Raw genomic sequence first — 16,745 nt, 5'->3', positions numbered from 1 at the left:
AAGGCGGGAATCGAAGTGTTTGGCGAGTTGCAAAAACCTCATGTGCTGGTGCTGGGCCTCGGCGAATCGGGGCTGGCGATGGCGCGCTGGTGCGGCCTGTATGGTGCCCCCGTGCGCGTTGCCGACACGCGCGAGGCTCCCGCCAACCTGGTCTTCCTGCAGGCCGAGCTGCCCTCGGCCGAGTTTCATGGCGGCGCCCTGGCCGAGGCGCTGCTGGACGGCATCGAACTGGTGACGATCAGCCCTGGCCTGTCGCCGCTGGAGAGCGACACCGCTGCGTTGCTGGCAGTGGCGCGCGAGCGTGGCATTCCGATATGGGGCGAAATCGAGCTGTTCGCGCGCGCGCTCGCGCATCTGCGGGCAGAGTCGGGTTACGCGCCGAAGCTGCTGGCCATCACCGGCACCAACGGCAAGACCACTACTACCGCGCTGACCGGCCGCCTGGTGGAGCGCGCCGGCAAGAGCGTGGCGGTGGCGGGAAATATCAGTCCGTCGGCGCTGGACAAGCTGGCCGCCTGCATCGCCTCGGCCACGCTGCCAGAGGTCTGGGTGCTGGAACTGTCGAGCTTCCAGCTGGAGACCACGCATACGCTGGCGCCGGACGCGGCCGCGGTGCTCAATATCACCCAGGACCATCTGGACTGGCACGGCAGCATGGAGGCCTATGCTGCCGCCAAGGCCCGGATTTTCGGCCCGGCGCCGGCGCCCGGCGAAGCCGGCTGCCTGCAGATCCTGAACCGCAACGACCGTCTCAGCCTGGATATGGCCCGCCCGGCCAGCGCACCGGTGACCTTCGGCACCGATCTGCCTGAATCGCCGGGCAGCTTCGGCGTCCTGCGCGAGGGCGGCATGCCCTGGCTGGTGGTGGCCGAGCCCGATAGCGAAGCCGAAGGCGAAAACAAGCCGCGCCGCCGCAAGGCTGCGGCCGCCGAGAGCGAGCAGGCCGTGCCGGTGCGCCACAAGCGCCTGATGCCGGCCGACGCGCTGCATATCCGTGGCATGCACAACGCCACCAACGCCATGGCCGCGCTGGCACTGTGCCGCGCCATCGACCTGCCGATGAACGCGTTGCTGCATGGCCTGCGCGAGTACCGCGGCGAGCCGCACCGGGTGGAGTGGGTCGCCACGGTGGATGATGTCGAGTTCTTCGATGACAGCAAGGGCACCAATGTGGGTGCCACCGTCGCCGCGTTGTCCGGCCTGGACAAGCGGGTGGTGCTGATTGCCGGCGGGGAAGGCAAGGGACAGGATTTTTCGCCGCTGGCCGCGCCGGTGGCGCAGTACGCGCGCGCCGTGGTGCTGATCGGCAAGGATGCCGGCGAGCTGCGCCGCGCGCTCCAGGACACCGGGGTCACGCTGGCCGATGCCGCCACGCTGGAGCAGGCGGTCACGCTGGCTGCCGGCGCAGCCCAGGGCGGCGACGCCGTGCTGCTGTCGCCGGCGTGCGCCAGCCTCGACATGTTCCGTAATTATGTGCACCGTGCCGAAGTCTTTCGCGCCGCGGTGGAAGAACTGGCGATGTCCAGGGGGATCGTGCCATGAGCGACGCACAGGTCAAGCGTAGCGGCTTTATCGGGGCCACCATCGGCAACGCCTGGGGCGGCTTGCGCGATGCGGTGTCCGGCGTCAAGCCGACGCGCTCGCGCATGATGGAATACGACCAGCCACTGCTGTGGGTGGCGATCGTGCTGCTCGCGCTTGGCCTGGTGATGGTCTATTCGGCCTCGATCGCGCTGCCTGACTCGCCACGCTACGCCAACTACCGCGAGAGCCACTTCCTGGCGCGGCACGCGTTCGCGCTGTTCATCGGACTGTCGATGGGACTGCTGGCCTTCCAGATCCCGGTCAAGTTCTGGGATAAGTACGCGCCCAAGCTGTTCGTGATCGCGCTGGTGATGCTGATCGTCGTGCTGGTGCCGTTCGTGGGCAAGGGCGTGAATGGCGCGCGGCGCTGGATTCCGCTGGGCATCATGAACTTCCAGCCGTCCGAGCTCATGAAGCTGGCGGTGGTGCTTTACACCGCCAACTACACCGTGCGCAAGCAGGAGTGGATGCAGAACGTGGGCAAGGGCTTCCTGCCGATGGGCGTGGCCGTGGTGGTGGTCGGCATGCTGCTGCTGCTGGAGCCCGACATGGGCGCCTTCCTGGTGGTGGCCACCGTCGCCATGGGCATCCTCTTCCTCGGCGGCATCAACGGCAAGCTGTTTGCCGGTCTGGTTGGCGTAGCGGTGGGCGCCTTTGCGCTGCTGATCACGGCGTCGCCCTGGCGGCGCGAGCGGATCTTCGCCTATCTCAACCCGTGGGAAGAAGCCAACGCGCTGGGCAAGGCTTACCAGCTCACCCATTCGCTGATCGCCTTTGGCCGCGGCGAGTGGACCGGGGTGGGGCTGGGCGGCAGCATCGAGAAACTGCACTACCTGCCCGAGGCGCATACCGACTTCATCCTCGCCGTGATTGGCGAGGAATTTGGCTTTGTGGGCGTGCTGGTGGTGATCGTGCTGTTCTACTGGATGGTGCGCCGCGCCTTCGAGATCGGCCGCACCGCCCTGCAGCTCGACCGTACCTTTGCCGGCCTGGTGGCCAAGGGCATCGGCATCTGGGTTGGCTGGCAGACCTTTATCAATATGGGCGTGAACCTGGGCCTGCTGCCGACCAAGGGGCTGACCTTGCCGCTGGTGAGCTACGGCGGCTCGGGCATTTTGATGAACTGCGTGGCGCTGGCAATCCTGCTGCGTATCGACTATGAGAACCGGGTGATGATGCGCGGAGGGAAGGTATGACGGCACCGCGCACGTTGCTCGTGATGGCTGGCGGCACCGGGGGGCATGTCTTCCCCGGGCTGGCGGTCGCGCGCGCGCTGCGTGAGCAGGGCTGGCGGGTGGTATGGCTGGGCAACCGCACCGGGATGGAAGCCACGCTGGTGCCCAAGTACGACATCCCGATGGAGTTCATCCAGTTTGGCGGCCTGCGCGGCAAGGGCCCGCTGACCAAGCTGATGCTCCCGCTGAACCTGTTGCGCGCCTTCTGGCAAAGCCTGCAGGCTTTGCGCCGGGTGCGTCCCAATGTGGTGCTGGGCATGGGCGGCTATATTACGTTCCCCGCTGGCATGATGGCCTCGCTGCTGGGGCGGCCGCTGGTGCTGCACGAGCAGAACTCGATTGCCGGGCTGGCTAACAAGGTGCTGGCCAAGGTCGCGGACCGGGTGCTGTGCGCCTTCCCGAATGCCCTGCCCGACAGCGAGTGGACCGGCAACCCGGTGCGCGACGAAGTGGCGCGCATGCCGGCGCCCGAAGCGCGCTACGACGGCCGCACTGGCCCGTTGCGGCTGCTGGTGGTGGGCGGCAGCCTGGGCGCGGCGGCGCTCAACGAGGTCGTGCCCAAGGCGCTGGCGCTGCTGCCGCAAGGCGATCGTCCTCTGGTCAAGCACCAGGCCGGCGCGAAGCAGATCGACACGCTGCGCGCCAACTACCAGGCCGCGGGCGTGGTGGCGGAAACCTTGCCCTTTATCGACGACATGGCGGCGGCATACGCAGAGGCGGATCTGGTGATCTGCCGCGCGGGCGCAATGACCGTGTCGGAGGTGGCGGCGGCAGGCGTGGCGGCACTATTCGTGCCGTTCCCGCATGCGGTCGATGACCACCAGACCACCAATGCGGAATTCCTCTCGACCCAGGATGCCGCCTTGCTGGTCCAACAGAACGAACTGACCGCGAGCGGGCTGGCGCAGACGCTGGCCTCGCTGTCGCGGCCCCGACTCAGAGAGATGGCGCATCAGGCGCGCGGTCTTGCCAAGCCCGAAGCGACCCGGCGCGTGGCGGAGATCTGCAGCCAGATGGCCAGGGATTGAACCAACGGATTCATGAAGCACATCGTCAAGAACATCCATTTCGTAGGCATCGGCGGCGCCGGCATGAGCGGCATCGCCGAGGTCCTATTGAACCTGGGCTACAAGGTCTCGGGGTCCGACGTGGGCAGCAATGCCGCCACGCGGCGCCTCGCGTCGCTCGGCGCGACCGTGATGCACGGGCATGATGCCGCCAACGTCAACGGTGCCAACGCCGTGGTGGTGTCCACCGCCGTGACCAACGATAACCCCGAGGTGCTGGCCGCGCGCGCCAAGCGCATCCCGGTGGTGCCGCGCGCGGTGATGCTGGCCGAGCTGATGCGGCTGAAGCAGGGCGTGGCCATCGCCGGCACGCATGGCAAGACCACCACCACCAGCCTGGTGGCGTCGGTGCTGGCTGAGGGCGGACTCGATCCCACCTTCGTGATCGGCGGCCGGCTCAACTCGGCGGGCGCCAACGCGCGCCTGGGCACGGGCGACTTTATCGTGGCCGAGGCCGACGAGTCGGATGCCTCGTTCCTGAACCTGTTCCCCGTGATCGAGGTCATCACCAACATCGACGCCGACCACATGGACACCTACGGGCATGACTTTGCCCGGCTCAAGCAGGCGTTTGTGGAGTTCACCCAGCGCCTGCCGTTCTATGGCATCGCCGTGCTGTGCGTGGACGACCCCAACGTGCGCGAGATCATGCCGTTCGTGTCCAAGCCGATCGTGCGCTACGGCTTTGCCGAAGATGCGCAGGTGCGCGCGGTCAATGCCCGCGCCGTCGACGGCCAGATGCATTTCACCGTGCTGCGCCAGTTGAACGGACACGCCGAGGCGCCGCTGGAGGTGGTGCTGAACCTCCCAGGCATGCACAACATCCAGAACGCGCTGGCGGCGATTGCCATCGCGACCGAGCTGGAAGTGCCGGACGCCGCCATCGTCAAGGCGCTGCGCGAGTTCCACGGGGTGGGACGCCGCTTCCAGCGCTATGGCGAAGTGGCCTGCGTCGGCACCAACGAGCAGGGCGAGGCCAAGAGCGCGGGCACCTTCACGCTGGTGGACGACTACGGCCACCATCCGGTCGAGATGGCCGCGACGCTGGCCGCTGCGCGCGGTGCGTTCCCGGGGCGCCGGCTGGTGCTGGCGTTCCAGCCGCACCGCTATACCCGCACGCGTGACTGCTTTGAGGACTTCGTCAAGGTGCTGGGCACCGTGGATGCGCTGCTGCTGGCGGAGGTCTATGCCGCCGGCGAAGCCCCGATCGTGGCCGCCGATGGCCGCGCGCTGACGCGCGCGCTGCGCGTGGCAGGCAAGGTTGAACCCGTTTTTGTGGAGCAGATCGACGAAATGCCGCAGGCTATCCTGAACGCCGTGCGTCCCGGCGACGTGGTGGTGACGATGGGCGCGGGCACGATCGGTACCGTGCCCGGACAACTGGTTTCGCAGCAAGCCGGGGGGCAGGCATGAGCTTCGTCGCCCATCCCAATATCGATCCCAAGGCGCTGGGCAAGGTTGGCGTGCTGCTCGGCGGCCGCTCGGCCGAACGCGAGATCTCGCTGCTATCGGGCAACGGCGTGCTGGCAGCGCTGCGCTCGCGCGGCGTCGATGCCCATGCCTTCGATCCCGGCCTGCAGTCGGTGGCCGAACTGGCCACGGCTGGCTTTGACCGCGTCTTTATTGCCCTGCATGGCCGCTACGGCGAGGACGGCACCATCCAGGGCCTGCTCGAGCAACTCGGCGTGCCCTATACCGGCAGCGGCGTGCTGGCCTCGGCGCTGGCCATGGACAAGCAGGCCACCAAGCGCTTGTGGACCACGCACGGCCTGCCCACGCCGCGCTTCGCCATGCTGCACGCCGATACCGATTTCGATGCCGTGGTGGCCGACCTGGGCCTGCCCCTGATCGTCAAGCCGGCGCGCGAGGGCTCGTCCATCGGCCTGACCAAGGTGACCGAAGCCGGCCAGATGCGTGCCGCCTTCGAGAAGGCCGCGGCGCTGGACAACGACGTGATCGCCGAAACCTTTATCGACGGCGCGGAGCTGACCTGCCCGATCGTGGGGGAGGGCGCCACCGCCGAAGCGCTGCCGGTGATCCGCATCGTCGCTCCCGGCGCGAACTACGACTATCAAAACAAGTACTTTACTGACGATACCCAGTATCTGTGCCCGTCGGGCCTGCCGGCCGACGTGGAAGCCGAAGTCCGGCGCCTGGCGGTGCAATCCTTCCGCGTGCTGGGTTGCCGCGGCTGGGCGCGCGCCGACGTGATGCTCGGCGCCGACAACAAGCCTTACCTGCTCGAGATGAATACCTCGCCCGGCATGACCGGCCATTCGCTGGTGCCGATGGCGGCGCGCGCGGTGGGCATCAGCTACGAGGACTTCGTCATGCAGGTGATTGCCGCGGCCACGCTGGACCTGCATCCCAGCGCGGCCTGGAAACCCGATTGAGCACAGATCGAGCCAACACTGAACCCTGACTGACCGGAACCGGGACAACCCAACGCCATGTGGCATAACACTCGCCTGCTTAACCTGATCGCCTCCACGCTCTATGCGCTGGTGGCGATGATGGCGTTCGCGGCCGGCTTGCTATGGCTGGCGCAGCGGCCGGTGTTTGCCATTACCCACGTCGAGCTGATGGCGATGGAAGGCGGCACCCTGCGCCATGTCAATGCGCCGAGCGTGCGCGCCAACGCGCTGGGCAAGCTGTCGGGGAGCTTTTTCACGCTCGACCTGAACGAGGCGCGCCAGATCTTCGAGTCGGTGCCTTGGGTGCGCCGTGCCAGCGTACGGCGCGAATGGCCCAACGGGCTGGCGGTCGAGGTCGAGGAGCACGAAGCCCTCGGTACGTGGGGCAATGCCGACAGTGGCCGCCTGATCAACACTTATGGTGAAGTTTTCGTCGCCAATCCGGCCGAAGCCGAGGAAGATGCCCAGTTGCTCGCACTCGATGGCCCGCCGGACAGCGAGGGCGACGTGGTGGACAAGCTCGAAGTCATGCGCGAGTGGTTCAAGCCGCTGAAGGTGGAGCCGCTGGCGGTGACGCTGTCGTCCCGCTACGCCTGGCGCGCCAAGCTCTCCAACGGCATGGTGGTGGAGCTTGGCCGTGAACAGAACGACGAGGAGCGCGACGCCATGGACCAGCGCGTCAAGCGCTTCGTGGTGGCTTGGCCCCAGGTCACGGAGCAGTGGGGCAAGCAGATCGAGTATGCGGACCTGCGATACCCCAACGGGTTCGCGATTCGCGCGGCCAACGTGCGTTTCCTGACCGATGCCCAGGCAGCGGCGGCGGCCAAGGCGAGAGCAACTGGTTCCAGTACGAGCACCAGCGCGAACACGAACACGAACGCCAGCACCAATCCGAACAACAATCCGACGCGACTCAAGAGCAAGAACGCGGAGAAAAACCGATGAGCAAGGAATACAAGGACCTACTGGTCGGTCTCGATATCGGCACTTCCAAAGTGGCCGCGGTGGTGGCCGAGTTGCGCCCCGACGGCAGCTACGAAGTGATCGGGATGGGCCAGTCAGAGTCCAAGGGTCTGAAGAAAGGGGTCGTGGTCAATATCGAGGCCACCGTGCAGTCCATCCAGCGTGCGCTGGAGGAGGCTGAACTGATGGCCGACTGCAAGATCTCCGAGGTGTTTACGGGCATCGCCGGCAGCCATATCCGCAGCTTCAATTCCAGCGGCATGGTGGCGATCAAGGACAAGGAGGTCACCCAGACCGATGTGGCCCGGGTGATCGAGACCGCCAAGGCGGTCAATATCCCGACCGACCAGCAGATCCTGCACATCCTCACGCAGGAATTCATCATCGACGGCCAGGAGGACGTGCGCGAGCCGATCGGCATGAGCGGCATCCGCCTGGAAGTGAAGGTGCATATCGTCACCGGCGCGGTCAGCGCGGCGCAGAACATCGTCAAGTGCGTGCGCCGCTGCGGCCTTGAGGTGCACGACCTGATCCTGCAGCCGCTGGCTTCCAGCCTGGCGGTGCTGACCGAGGACGAGAAGGAACTCGGCGTGGTGCTGGTCGATATCGGTGGCGGCACCACCGATATCGCCATCTTCAGCGAAGGCGCGATCCGGCATACGGCCGTGATCCCCATCGCCGGCGACCAGATCACCAACGACATCGCCATGGCGCTGCGCACGCCCACGCCCGATGCCGAGGACGTCAAGATCCAGTACGGCATCGCCAAGCAGGCCATCGCCGACCCGGAAGACATGATCGAGGTCCCGGGCGTTGGCGACCGCGGCACGCGTTCGCTGTCGCGCCAGGCGCTGGCGGCCGTGATCGAGCCGCGTATCGAAGAGTTGTACTCGCTGGTGCACCAGGTAGTGCGCGAGTCGGGCTATGAGGAATTGCTGTCGTCGGGGGTCGTGATCACTGGCGGCACCGCGATGATGCCGGGCATGGTGGAGCTGGGCGAGGACATCTTCCTCAAGCCGGTTCGGGTCGGCGTGCCGGAATATCGCGGGAATTTGCACGAAGTCGTAAAGAGTCCGCGCTATTCGACCGTAATGGGACTACTGCTCGAAGGCCGTGTGCAGCGCATGCGCGGGCGCAAGGTGGCGGTGCAGAGCGGCTCGGTCAAGCAGGTGTGGACCCGCATGAAGGAATGGTTCGTCGGCAACTTCTGAACGTTGCAGACGACTTGATTGCACTGGATTGAATGGCGGGCCTGTCCACCGAATGGCGGGCAGGCCGTTGAACACGCAGTTTTTTGATGGTTTCTTGTTCAGTAACCAAGGGTTGCGGCGGGGAGGCTGCAGCGTTTGGCGGCTGATTCTTCTTGGAGGCAGTGATGGACTTTGACATGATCGAAACGGAATTGCAGGACGGCACCATCATCAAGGTGATCGGCGTGGGCGGCGCGGGCGGTAACGCTGTGCAGCACATGATCAGCCGTGGCGTGCAAGGCGTCGAATTTATCTGCATGAACACCGATGCTCAGGCGCTCAAGCGCTCCAGCGCTTCGCGCGTGCTGCAGCTCGGCAACACCGGCCTGGGGGCCGGCGCCAAGCCGGAGGTCGGCCGTAACTGTGCAGATCAGGCGCGCGAGCAGATCGCCGACTCGCTGCGTGGTGCGCACATGGTCTTCATCACTGCCGGCATGGGCGGTGGCACCGGTACCGGCGCTGCCCCGGTCGTGGCCCAGGTTGCCAAGGAAATGGGCATCCTGACCGTGGGCGTGGTCAGCAAGCCCTTCGAGTTCGAAGGCGCGCGCCGCGCCAAGGTGGCAGAAGCTGGCTCGGGCGAGCTGGAGTCCTGCGTCGATTCGCTGATCGTTGTGCTCAACGAAAAGCTGTTCGAAGTGATGGGCGATGACGCCGAGATGGACAAGTGCTTCCAGTGCGCAGACGACGTGCTGCACAACGCGGTTGCCGGCATTGCCGAGATCATCAATGTCGATGGCCTGGTGAACGTCGACTTCGAAGACGTGAAGACGGTCATGGGCGAGCAGGGCAAGGCCATGATGGGCACGGCCACCGTGTCGGGCGTTGACCGCGCCCGCCTGGCTGCCGAGCAGGCTGTCGCCAGCCCGCTGCTGGAAGGCGTGGACCTGTCGGGCGCACGCGGCGTGCTGGTCAACATCACGGCCAGCCGCTCGCTCAAGCTGTCGGAAACCAAGGAAGTCATGAACACCATCCGCAGCTACGCCGCGGAAGATGCCACCGTGATCTTCGGCACGGTGTACGACGACGCCATGGGCGATGCACTGCGCGTGACCGTGGTGGCGACGGGCCTGGGCCGTTCGGCCAAGAAGCAACAGCCGATGACCTTGCTCAAGACCGGTACCGACAACATGCCGGTGCAGATGATGGGCAACATGACCAGCAATGTGGGCGTAAGCCACAGCAGCGCGCCGGACTACAGCAATCTGGACACGCCGGCGGTATGGCGCAGCTCGCGCGAGTCTGCATCCGCCCACGTGGCTGCGCTGCAGGAAAAGGGTGTGGATACGTACGACATCCCGGCCTTCCTGCGCAAGCAGGCGGACTGAGTTGGCTCGGCAAGGTGCCGGCAGGGCCGGTTGCCTTCAGGCTGCAACCCCGGACCAGCGAAACACGCAAGCGCTCCCTACGCTCGTGTTCCGCCCGGTGGTTTCGGACTGAGCGGCAACCCGCCAGGCTGCCCTTTCGCTGACGCTCAGGCTGCATCCCGTCGCCGGGACAGGCGTGCCTCCGGCCGCCTCCCCGGACTGGTCTCCCGCCCCTCCCGGCCGGGATGTGCCGTCGTCCGCGCGTCGATCGCAAGATCGGCGCGCGGATTTATTTCAAGAACCGTGTGGCCCGCCACATGAAAAGCTGCTTTCAAGTGATGCAGGCGTCGTGCGCCGCGTGGCGCGAGCCACCCGATGATCCCTGCATGAGAGCCTGGGCAGCGCCTTGTCGGAGGATTTCGACGAAGTAACGGGCGGTGAACCGCCTTGGGCACCCGCGGCGGGCGGACTATGATGCTAAACAGGGTTTTTACCGAGACAGGAAGACACAACATGATCGCGATTGGAGCGCGTGTGCCGGATGCCACGCTGAATGAGTTCTTCGAGGTCGAAACCGGCGGCTGCGCCCTTGGGCCTAATTCCTTCTCGGTGTCGGAACTCACGCGTGGCCGCAAGATCGTGGTGTTCGGCCTGCCTGGTGCCTTTACGCCGACCTGCTCCGCCAAGCATGTGCCGGGCTTTGTCGCGCAGGCAGACGCGCTGCGCGCAGCCGGCGTGGACGAGATCTGGTGTGTATCGGTCAACGATGCCTTTGTCATGGGCGCCTGGGGCCGGGAGCAGAAGACCGGCGGCCGTGTGCGCATGATGGCCGACGGCAGCGCCGAATGGACCCGCCGGCTGGGCCTGGAGCAAGACCTGACCGCACGCGGCATGGGCATACGCTCCAAGCGCTATGCCATGGTGCTTGACGATGGCGTGGTGTCCCATCTGTGGCTTGAAGCACCCGGCGAGTTCAAGGTCAGCAGCGCCGAAGCCGTGCTGGCTGCGTTGCGCGCGTAATACGAGAGTGTGTCAGCACACGTCGCAAAACGTCGTAAAAGTGATTTATTGTGCTTTTATGGTGATTTATTTCTTCTTGCTAACACACCGAAACAAAGTGACGCAGCGCAGCAAACGAAGCAATGGTAAAATCGCTATATTAGAAAGTGTACTTGATAGATTTTAATAATAGCTGAGACTGTCATGCTAAAACAGCGCACCATCAAATCCCTGGTCAAGACCGTTGGCATTGGCTTGCACTCGGGCCGTAAAGTGACGCTGACGCTGCGCCCGGCCCCGGTGGATACCGGCATCGTATTCACCCGCGTCGACCTGCCCGAAGCGGTCGAAATCGTCGCGAGCGCGTCAGCCATTGGCGACACGCGCCTGGCGTCGGTCCTGCAGAAGGATGGCGCGCGCGTCTCGACCGTTGAGCATTTGATGTCCGCCTGCGCGGGCCTTGGCATCGACAACCTGTATGTGGATGTCGACGCCGAAGAAATCCCCATCATGGACGGCAGCGCCGCGTCTTTCGTCTTCCTGCTGCAGTCAGCCGAGATCGAGCAGCAATCGGCGCCCAAGCGTTTCATCCGCGTGAAGAAAGCCGTGGAAGTGCGTGAAGGCGACAAGCTGGCGCGGCTGGAGCCCTTCTTTGGCTTCAAGCTGGCGTTCACCATCGATTTCCGCCATCCCGCGGTGGACAAGACCGGCCAGACCTTCGCCATCGACTTCGCCGACACCAGCTATGTGCGCGAAATCGCCCGCGCCCGCACCTTCGGCTTTGCCCATGAAGTGGAAGCCCTGCGCGAGATGGGCCTGGCGCGCGGCGGCAGCCTGGACAACGCGATCGTGCTCGACGAGCACCGCATGCTGAATAACGAAGAGCTGCGCTACGGCGACGAGTTCGTGCGCCACAAGATCCTGGATGCGATCGGCGACCTGTACGTGGTCGGGCATCCGCTGATTGGTGCGTATATCGCCAACAAGTCCGGGCACGGCCTGAACAACCAGCTGTTGCGCGCGTTGCTGGCCGATCAGGAAGCCTACGAGATGGTGACGTTCGAGCGCGTCGAGGATGCACCGCCAGCGTTTCTGCCGCAGTTGGCGCCGGCGTTCGCGTAACGCGGCAAGGGAATTCAGGGCCGCTGCACGGTCCTATGTGAAAGCCGGCCTCCAGGCCGGCTTTTTCACGTTTGGGCGTCGAACAGGCTTGCGCTTCAGGTATCAGCGCCCGCCGATGCTTTCACCTTTCACCGATGGTGGGACAGCAGCGTATTCAGTGCGTCGCGCAACGGCGACTCGGGCAGTTCCTGGGCCAGTTGGGTCAGGCTGGACAAGCCGGTCGCCGACATCCGCGCGACCTTGGGCTTCACCACCGGCCCGGTGTCCCAATCGCTCTGCCGCCCGACCTCCGGTTGTACCCTCACCCGGATTGCGGTAATCTGCGATCCCCGCTGTTGCAGCCTCGAAAGTAATGTAGGGACCACTTGCCGGACTCGTGCCGCTGCGGCCCCATGGGCGGCAAGCAACAGCAAAGTTCGCTCCGACTGGCCTTGCCCGATGCCGCGGGCGTCTTGCTTGACGCCGGCTACAGCGATGCCATCCTGCAGTCCGCGTGGCAGGAGCGATAGCACCTCAGCCTCCAGTACCGCCAGTTCCCGTGCCGTCTGCATCAGGGCCGAGACCGGGCCAGCCTTGTCCAGCCAGTCGTTAAGCGGCTTGGCGGCGGGCGTCTGGAGGGCGTAATGGGTAAACATGCGCATGCGCGCATTCTAGCGTGCCGTTCGCGTCAGTGCGGCGGCTTATGCGTCGCGGCTGCCCGGCCTGCGCCGGCCAGGCATGAGAAGGAGTTGCGCCATGCAGATCATCGTGCTTCACCCACGCCTACGGCGTGTTCGCCATTTCACCCTGTCGCGGGGCAAGGTCCTTGCCGGCATCGCGTTGCTGTGCCTGGTCGTTGGGCTGGTGTCGTCGGCCCTGACCTGGATCGTGGCGCGCTCGGGCATCGCGGCGCCGGCCCGGGCACCGGGCGACGACGCTTACCTGCGGGCCAACCTCAATGTGCTCGCGACCCGCGTGGGCGAGATCCAGGCCCGGATGGTGCGGCTGGATGCGCTTGGCGAGCGGGTCTCGGGGCTGGCCGGCATCGCGCCCAAGGAATTCAACTTCCGGCAGCCGCCCGGGCGCGGCGGCCTGGCAGCATCCGCGCAGTCGCGCACCTCGAGCCTGCCGGAGCTGCAGCTTGCGCTGGCACGCCTGTCGGACCAGGCCGAGCAGCACGCGGACTATTTCGACGCGGTGGCAAGCACCTTGCTGGATCGCCAGAGCGAGAGCCGCCGTGTCCCGCGCGTGCTGCCGGTGGCTAGCGGCTACGACGCATCCGGCTTTGGCTGGCGTTTCGACCCGTTCACCGGGCGCCGCACCCCGCATGATGGTGTGGATTTTTCGGCACCCACGGGCACCCCGATCGTGGCGGCGGCCGGCGGCGTGGTGGTCGCGGCGGAATGGCATCCAGAATATGGCAACCTGATCGACATCGACCACGGCAACGGCCTCAAGACCCGCTATGCGCACGCGTCCAAGTTGCAGGTGAAGGCCGGCGACCTCGTCAAGCCTGGCCAGCAGATCGCCTTGGTGGGCTCCACCGGGCGCTCCACTGGCGCGCACCTGCATTTCGAGGTGCATGTGGACGGTGTGCCACAAAACCCGAATCGCTTCCTGGCCATCGCCAAGCCTGCGCCGGCCCAGGTTGCTCAGGCGCCGGACCCCACCGATCGCAATCTCATCCGTTGAAGAACCAGGGCGCCGCCCCGATGTCCGAAGGATTGGATGCGCGGGTTGTGTCCGGGCCGTCAAGTAGCGGGGATGCATGGTGTGGTTTGCACAGCGTTTCACCTGCCGCTTGGTTCCGGTCGTGACCCGCGCGCGTGATAAACTCGGCGTTTTGCGCCAATCTTCCTATTTCCTCGCGCGGTCCGCCCTGGGCAGCCGGCCAAGCCGGCGGCTAGGCCGCCCTAGTGCGTACCACGGCGGCGTACCACTCGCGTAGGTGAAAGCAATCGATGATCACGGGCCTTCTCAAGAAAGTCTTCGGCAGCCGTAATGAACGGCTGATCAAACAATATGGCAGGACCGTCGCGCAGATCAATGCGCTGGAACCGAAGTTCGAGGCACTTTCGGATGACGACCTGCGTGGCATGACCGAGATTTTCCGGCAGCGCCACGCCGCCGGGGAGTCGCTCGAGGCGTTGCTGCCCGAGGCCTTCGCGGTGTGCCGCGAGGCCAGCAAGCGGATCATGAAGATGCGCCACTTTGACGTCCAGCTGATCGGCGGCATGGTGCTCAACGACAACAAGATCGCTGAAATGCGCACCGGCGAGGGCAAGACCCTTACCGCGACGCTGCCGGTGTACCTCAATGCCATTACCGGCCGCGGCGTGCACGTTGTCACGGTCAACGACTACCTGGCCCAGCGTGACGCCGAGTGGATGGGGCGCCTGTACAACTTCCTCGGCCTGTCGGTCGGCGTGAACCTGTCGCAGATGCCGCACGACCAGAAGGCCGCTGCCTATGCGTCCGACATCACGTACGGCACCAACAACGAGTTCGGCTTCGACTACCTGCGCGACAACATGGTCTACGACCCTGGCCAGCGCGTGCAACGTCCGCTGAACTACGCCATCGTCGACGAGGTGGACTCGATCCTGATCGACGAAGCGCGCACCCCGCTGATCATCTCGGGCCAGGCGGAGAACCAGACCGACCTGTACCAGCGCATGAACGGCGTGCCCAAGCTGCTGGTGCGCCAGATCGGCGAGGAAAAGGCCGACGGCACCGGCGTCGAGAAGCCGGGCGACTACTTCGTCGACGAAAAGGGCCACCAGGTCTACCTGACCGAGGCGGGCCACGAGAAGGCCGAAGAGATCCTGATGCAGCAAGGCCTGATCGGCGAGGGCGAATCGCTCTACGCGCCGCAGAACATCACGCTGATGCATCACCTCTACGCCGCACTGCGCGCGCATAGCCTGTTCCATCGCGACCAGCATTACGTGGTGCAGAACGACGAAGTCGTCATCGTCGACGAGTTTACCGGCCGCCTGATGACCGGACGGCGCTGGTCCGACGGCCTGCACCAGGCCGTGGAAGCCAAGGAAGGCGTGACGATCCAGCAGGAAAACCAGACGCTGGCGACGATCACCTTCCAGAACTACTTCCGCATGTACGAGAAGCTGTCCGGCATGACCGGCACGGCCGATACGGAAGCCTACGAATTCCAGGAGATCTACGGCCTGGAAGTGGTGGTCATCCCCACCAACCGTGGCGCCCAGCGCAAGGACTTCCAGGACCAGATCTACAAGACCTCGAACGAGCGCTACGACGCCGTGGTGCGCGATATCCGCGACTGCTACGAGCGCGGCCAGCCCGTGCTGGTGGGCACCACCTCGATCGAGACCTCGGAATACCTGTCCGGCCTGCTCGACAAGGCCAAGCTGCCGCACCAGGTGCTCAACGCCAAGCAGCACGAGCGCGAGGCCGAGATCGTGGCGCAGGCGGGCCGCCCCAAGATGATCACCATCGCCACCAACATGGCGGGCCGTGGCACCGACATCGTGCTGGGCGGCAACGTGGAGAAGCAGGCTGGCTTCATCGAAGCCGACGAAAGCCTCTCCAAGGCCGACAAGGCCGCGCGCATCGCCCATCTGGAAGGCGAGTGGCAGTCGCTGCACGAGCAGGTCAAGGCCGCCGGCGGCCTGCATATCGTGGGCACCGAGCGCCATGAGTCGCGCCGTATCGACAACCAGCTGCGCGGCCGTGCTGGCCGCCAGGGCGATCCGGGCTCGTCCCGCTTCTACCTGTCGCTGGACGACCAGTTGCTGCGCATCTTTGCCGGCGACCGCGTGCGCGCCATCATGGAACGCCTGAAGATGCCGGAAGGCGAGCCGATCGAAGCGGGCATCGTCACGCGCTCGATCGAATCCGCCCAGCGCAAGGTGGAAGGCCGTAACTTCGATATCCGCAAGCAGCTGCTGCAGTACGACGACGTGGCCAACGACCAGCGCAAGGAAATCTACAAGCTGCGCAACGAGGTGCTCGAGTCGCAAGACGTTGGCGATATGGTGAAGAACCTGCGCCAGAGCGTGCTGGTCGAGATGTTCCGCGACCACGTGCCGGCCGACACCATGGAAGAGCAGTGGGACATCAAGGGCCTGGAGACCAAGCTGCGCGAGGAATGGTCCCTGGACGTGCCGCTGGCCGCGACCATCGAGGCCGCCCAGAGCATCGAGGACGAGGTGCTGCTGGACAAGATCATGCACGCGGCCGACGAGCGCTACGATGCCAAGGTCAAGCAGGTTGGCCGCGAGTCGTTTGCCGGCTTCGAGCGTTCGGTGATGCTGCAAAGCATCGATACGCACTGGCGTGAGCACCTGGCCGCGCTGGATCACCTGCGCCAGGGCATCCACCTGCGCGGCTATGCGCAGAAGGATCCCAAGCAGGAATACAAGCGCGAGTCGTTCGAGCTGTTCGCCCGCCTGCTGGACGTGATCAAGGTGGAAGTCACCCGGGTGATCTTCAACGTGCAGATCCAGTCGCCGGAAGAGCTCGAGCAAGCCTCGGAGCAGATCGAGGAAGGCCTGTCGCACCTCGCCAACGTGCAATACAAGCACGAGGAGTTCGACGAGGCCACGCAGGGCGCGGAGAGCGTGGGCAGCAGCGCGCCCGAGCGCGCCGGCATCGCCTACGCCGCCGCGGCCGAAGCCGCGGGCATGGCCAAGGTGGGGCGCAACGATCCCTGCCCATGCGGCTCCGGCAAGAAGTTCAAGTTGTGCCACGGCAAGCTCAGCTAAGCCGCGCACCGTGAAGTCAGCAAACATGCCCGCGCAAGCGGGCATGTTCGTCAGGGGCGGCGCATTCCGTTGAGAGCGCGGCC

13 protein-coding genes are annotated in these 16,745 nt (G+C 65.4%); 12 read left to right on the top strand and 1 reads right to left on the bottom strand.

The genetic code is table 11. The annotated features are described in order from the left end of the window. Nucleotides 1-15: 15 nt before the first annotated feature. The 10 genes from murD (at nt 16) to lpxC (ending at nt 11,938) form a co-directional block, all read left to right on the top strand. Entirely contained in the window at nt 16-1,542 is a 1,527-nt protein-coding gene (gene murD / locus F7R26_RS18015; protein WP_150986806.1) for a UDP-N-acetylmuramoyl-L-alanine--D-glutamate ligase, read from the top strand. Continuing rightward, nucleotides 1,539-2,780 carry a putative lipid II flippase FtsW gene (gene ftsW, locus F7R26_RS18010; protein WP_150986807.1) on the top strand — a complete coding sequence of 414 codons (1,242 nt, stop codon included), beginning with the start codon at nt 1,539-1,541 and terminating at the stop codon, nt 2,778-2,780. Before murD ends, ftsW begins: the two co-directional genes overlap by 4 nt. Next, complete coding sequence (gene murG, locus F7R26_RS18005; protein ID WP_150986808.1) at nt 2,777-3,847, top strand: undecaprenyldiphospho-muramoylpentapeptide beta-N-acetylglucosaminyltransferase; 1,071 nt, start codon at nt 2,777-2,779, stop codon at nt 3,845-3,847. Before ftsW ends, murG begins: the two co-directional genes overlap by 4 nt. Before the next feature lie 12 nt (nt 3,848-3,859). Continuing rightward, nucleotides 3,860-5,299, top strand: a complete 1,440-nt coding sequence (murC, locus tag F7R26_RS18000; RefSeq protein ID WP_150986809.1) for a UDP-N-acetylmuramate--L-alanine ligase — start codon at nt 3,860-3,862, stop codon at nt 5,297-5,299. Next, nucleotides 5,296-6,279 (top strand): D-alanine--D-alanine ligase, encoded by a 984-nt coding sequence (locus F7R26_RS17995; protein WP_150986810.1) that lies wholly within the window; start codon nt 5,296-5,298, stop codon nt 6,277-6,279. The genes murC and F7R26_RS17995 overlap by 4 nt, the downstream gene beginning before the upstream one ends. A 57-nt stretch (nt 6,280-6,336) precedes the next feature. After that, on the top strand, nt 6,337-7,245 hold the full coding sequence (locus tag F7R26_RS17990; RefSeq protein ID WP_150986811.1) for a cell division protein FtsQ/DivIB: 909 nt from the start codon (nt 6,337-6,339) through the stop codon (nt 7,243-7,245). Then, nucleotides 7,242-8,474 carry a cell division protein FtsA gene (gene ftsA / locus F7R26_RS17985; RefSeq protein WP_035875601.1) on the top strand — a complete coding sequence of 411 codons (1,233 nt, stop codon included), beginning with the start codon at nt 7,242-7,244 and terminating at the stop codon, nt 8,472-8,474. The genes F7R26_RS17990 and ftsA overlap by 4 nt, the downstream gene beginning before the upstream one ends. Nucleotides 8,475-8,638: 164 nt before the next feature. After that, nucleotides 8,639-9,838 carry a cell division protein FtsZ gene (ftsZ, locus tag F7R26_RS17980; RefSeq protein ID WP_006162527.1) on the top strand — a complete coding sequence of 400 codons (1,200 nt, stop codon included), beginning with the start codon at nt 8,639-8,641 and terminating at the stop codon, nt 9,836-9,838. Between the two features lie 492 nt (nt 9,839-10,330). Then, nucleotides 10,331-10,837, top strand: coding sequence for a peroxiredoxin (locus tag F7R26_RS17975; protein WP_150986812.1), 507 nt, complete (start codon nt 10,331-10,333; stop codon nt 10,835-10,837). A 183-nt stretch (nt 10,838-11,020) separates the two neighbouring features. After that, the gene (gene lpxC, locus F7R26_RS17970; protein WP_150986813.1) at nt 11,021-11,938 is read left to right on the top strand and encodes a UDP-3-O-acyl-N-acetylglucosamine deacetylase; all 918 of its coding nucleotides are present in this window, start codon (nt 11,021-11,023) and stop codon (nt 11,936-11,938) included. Between the two features lie 128 nt (nt 11,939-12,066). On the opposite strand, the gene F7R26_RS17965 is transcribed toward lpxC, so the two are convergent. Next, nucleotides 12,067-12,579: a DciA family protein gene (locus F7R26_RS17965; protein ID WP_150986814.1), complete on the bottom strand. Its 513-nt coding sequence runs from the start codon at nt 12,577-12,579 to the stop codon at nt 12,067-12,069. Nucleotides 12,580-12,673: 94 nt separating this feature from the next. Here F7R26_RS17965 and F7R26_RS17960 point away from each other — a divergent pair, with 94 nt between their 5' ends. Together F7R26_RS17960 and secA are read left to right on the top strand one after the other, a co-directional pair. Continuing rightward, on the top strand, nt 12,674-13,609 hold the full coding sequence (locus tag F7R26_RS17960) for a M23 family metallopeptidase (RefSeq protein ID WP_150986815.1): 936 nt from the start codon (nt 12,674-12,676) through the stop codon (nt 13,607-13,609). Nucleotides 13,610-13,878: 269 nt separating this feature from the next. Next, the gene (gene secA, locus F7R26_RS17955; protein ID WP_150986816.1) at nt 13,879-16,662 is read left to right on the top strand and encodes a preprotein translocase subunit SecA; all 2,784 of its coding nucleotides are present in this window, start codon (nt 13,879-13,881) and stop codon (nt 16,660-16,662) included. Nucleotides 16,663-16,745 lie beyond the last annotated feature (83 nt).

This window comes from Cupriavidus basilensis, assembly GCF_008801925.2.
Lineage (GTDB): Bacteria > Pseudomonadota > Gammaproteobacteria > Burkholderiales > Burkholderiaceae > Cupriavidus > Cupriavidus basilensis.
This window is presented reverse-complemented; position numbering and strand designations above follow the sequence as displayed.

What these genes read in the sequence shown, in the direction of transcription:
- secA (WP_150986816.1), top strand. Translation starts at nt 13,879, where the DNA reads ATGATCACGGGCCTTCTCAAGAAAGTCTTCGGCAGCCGTAATGAACGG.
- murC (WP_150986809.1), top strand. Translation starts at nt 3,860, where the DNA reads ATGAAGCACATCGTCAAGAACATCCATTTCGTAGGCATCGGCGGCGCC.
- F7R26_RS17995 (WP_150986810.1), top strand. Translation starts at nt 5,296, where the DNA reads ATGAGCTTCGTCGCCCATCCCAATATCGATCCCAAGGCGCTGGGCAAG.
- F7R26_RS17965 (WP_150986814.1), bottom strand. Translation starts at nt 12,579, where the DNA reads ATGCGCATGTTTACCCATTACGCCCTCCAGACGCCCGCCGCCAAGCCG.
- murG (WP_150986808.1), top strand. Translation starts at nt 2,777, where the DNA reads ATGACGGCACCGCGCACGTTGCTCGTGATGGCTGGCGGCACCGGGGGG.
- lpxC (WP_150986813.1), top strand. Translation starts at nt 11,021, where the DNA reads ATGCTAAAACAGCGCACCATCAAATCCCTGGTCAAGACCGTTGGCATT.
- ftsA (WP_035875601.1), top strand. Translation starts at nt 7,242, where the DNA reads ATGAGCAAGGAATACAAGGACCTACTGGTCGGTCTCGATATCGGCACT.
- F7R26_RS17990 (WP_150986811.1), top strand. Translation starts at nt 6,337, where the DNA reads ATGTGGCATAACACTCGCCTGCTTAACCTGATCGCCTCCACGCTCTAT.
- ftsW (WP_150986807.1), top strand. Translation starts at nt 1,539, where the DNA reads ATGAGCGACGCACAGGTCAAGCGTAGCGGCTTTATCGGGGCCACCATC.
- F7R26_RS17975 (WP_150986812.1), top strand. Translation starts at nt 10,331, where the DNA reads ATGATCGCGATTGGAGCGCGTGTGCCGGATGCCACGCTGAATGAGTTC.
- ftsZ (WP_006162527.1), top strand. Translation starts at nt 8,639, where the DNA reads ATGGACTTTGACATGATCGAAACGGAATTGCAGGACGGCACCATCATC.
- F7R26_RS17960 (WP_150986815.1), top strand. Translation starts at nt 12,674, where the DNA reads ATGCAGATCATCGTGCTTCACCCACGCCTACGGCGTGTTCGCCATTTC.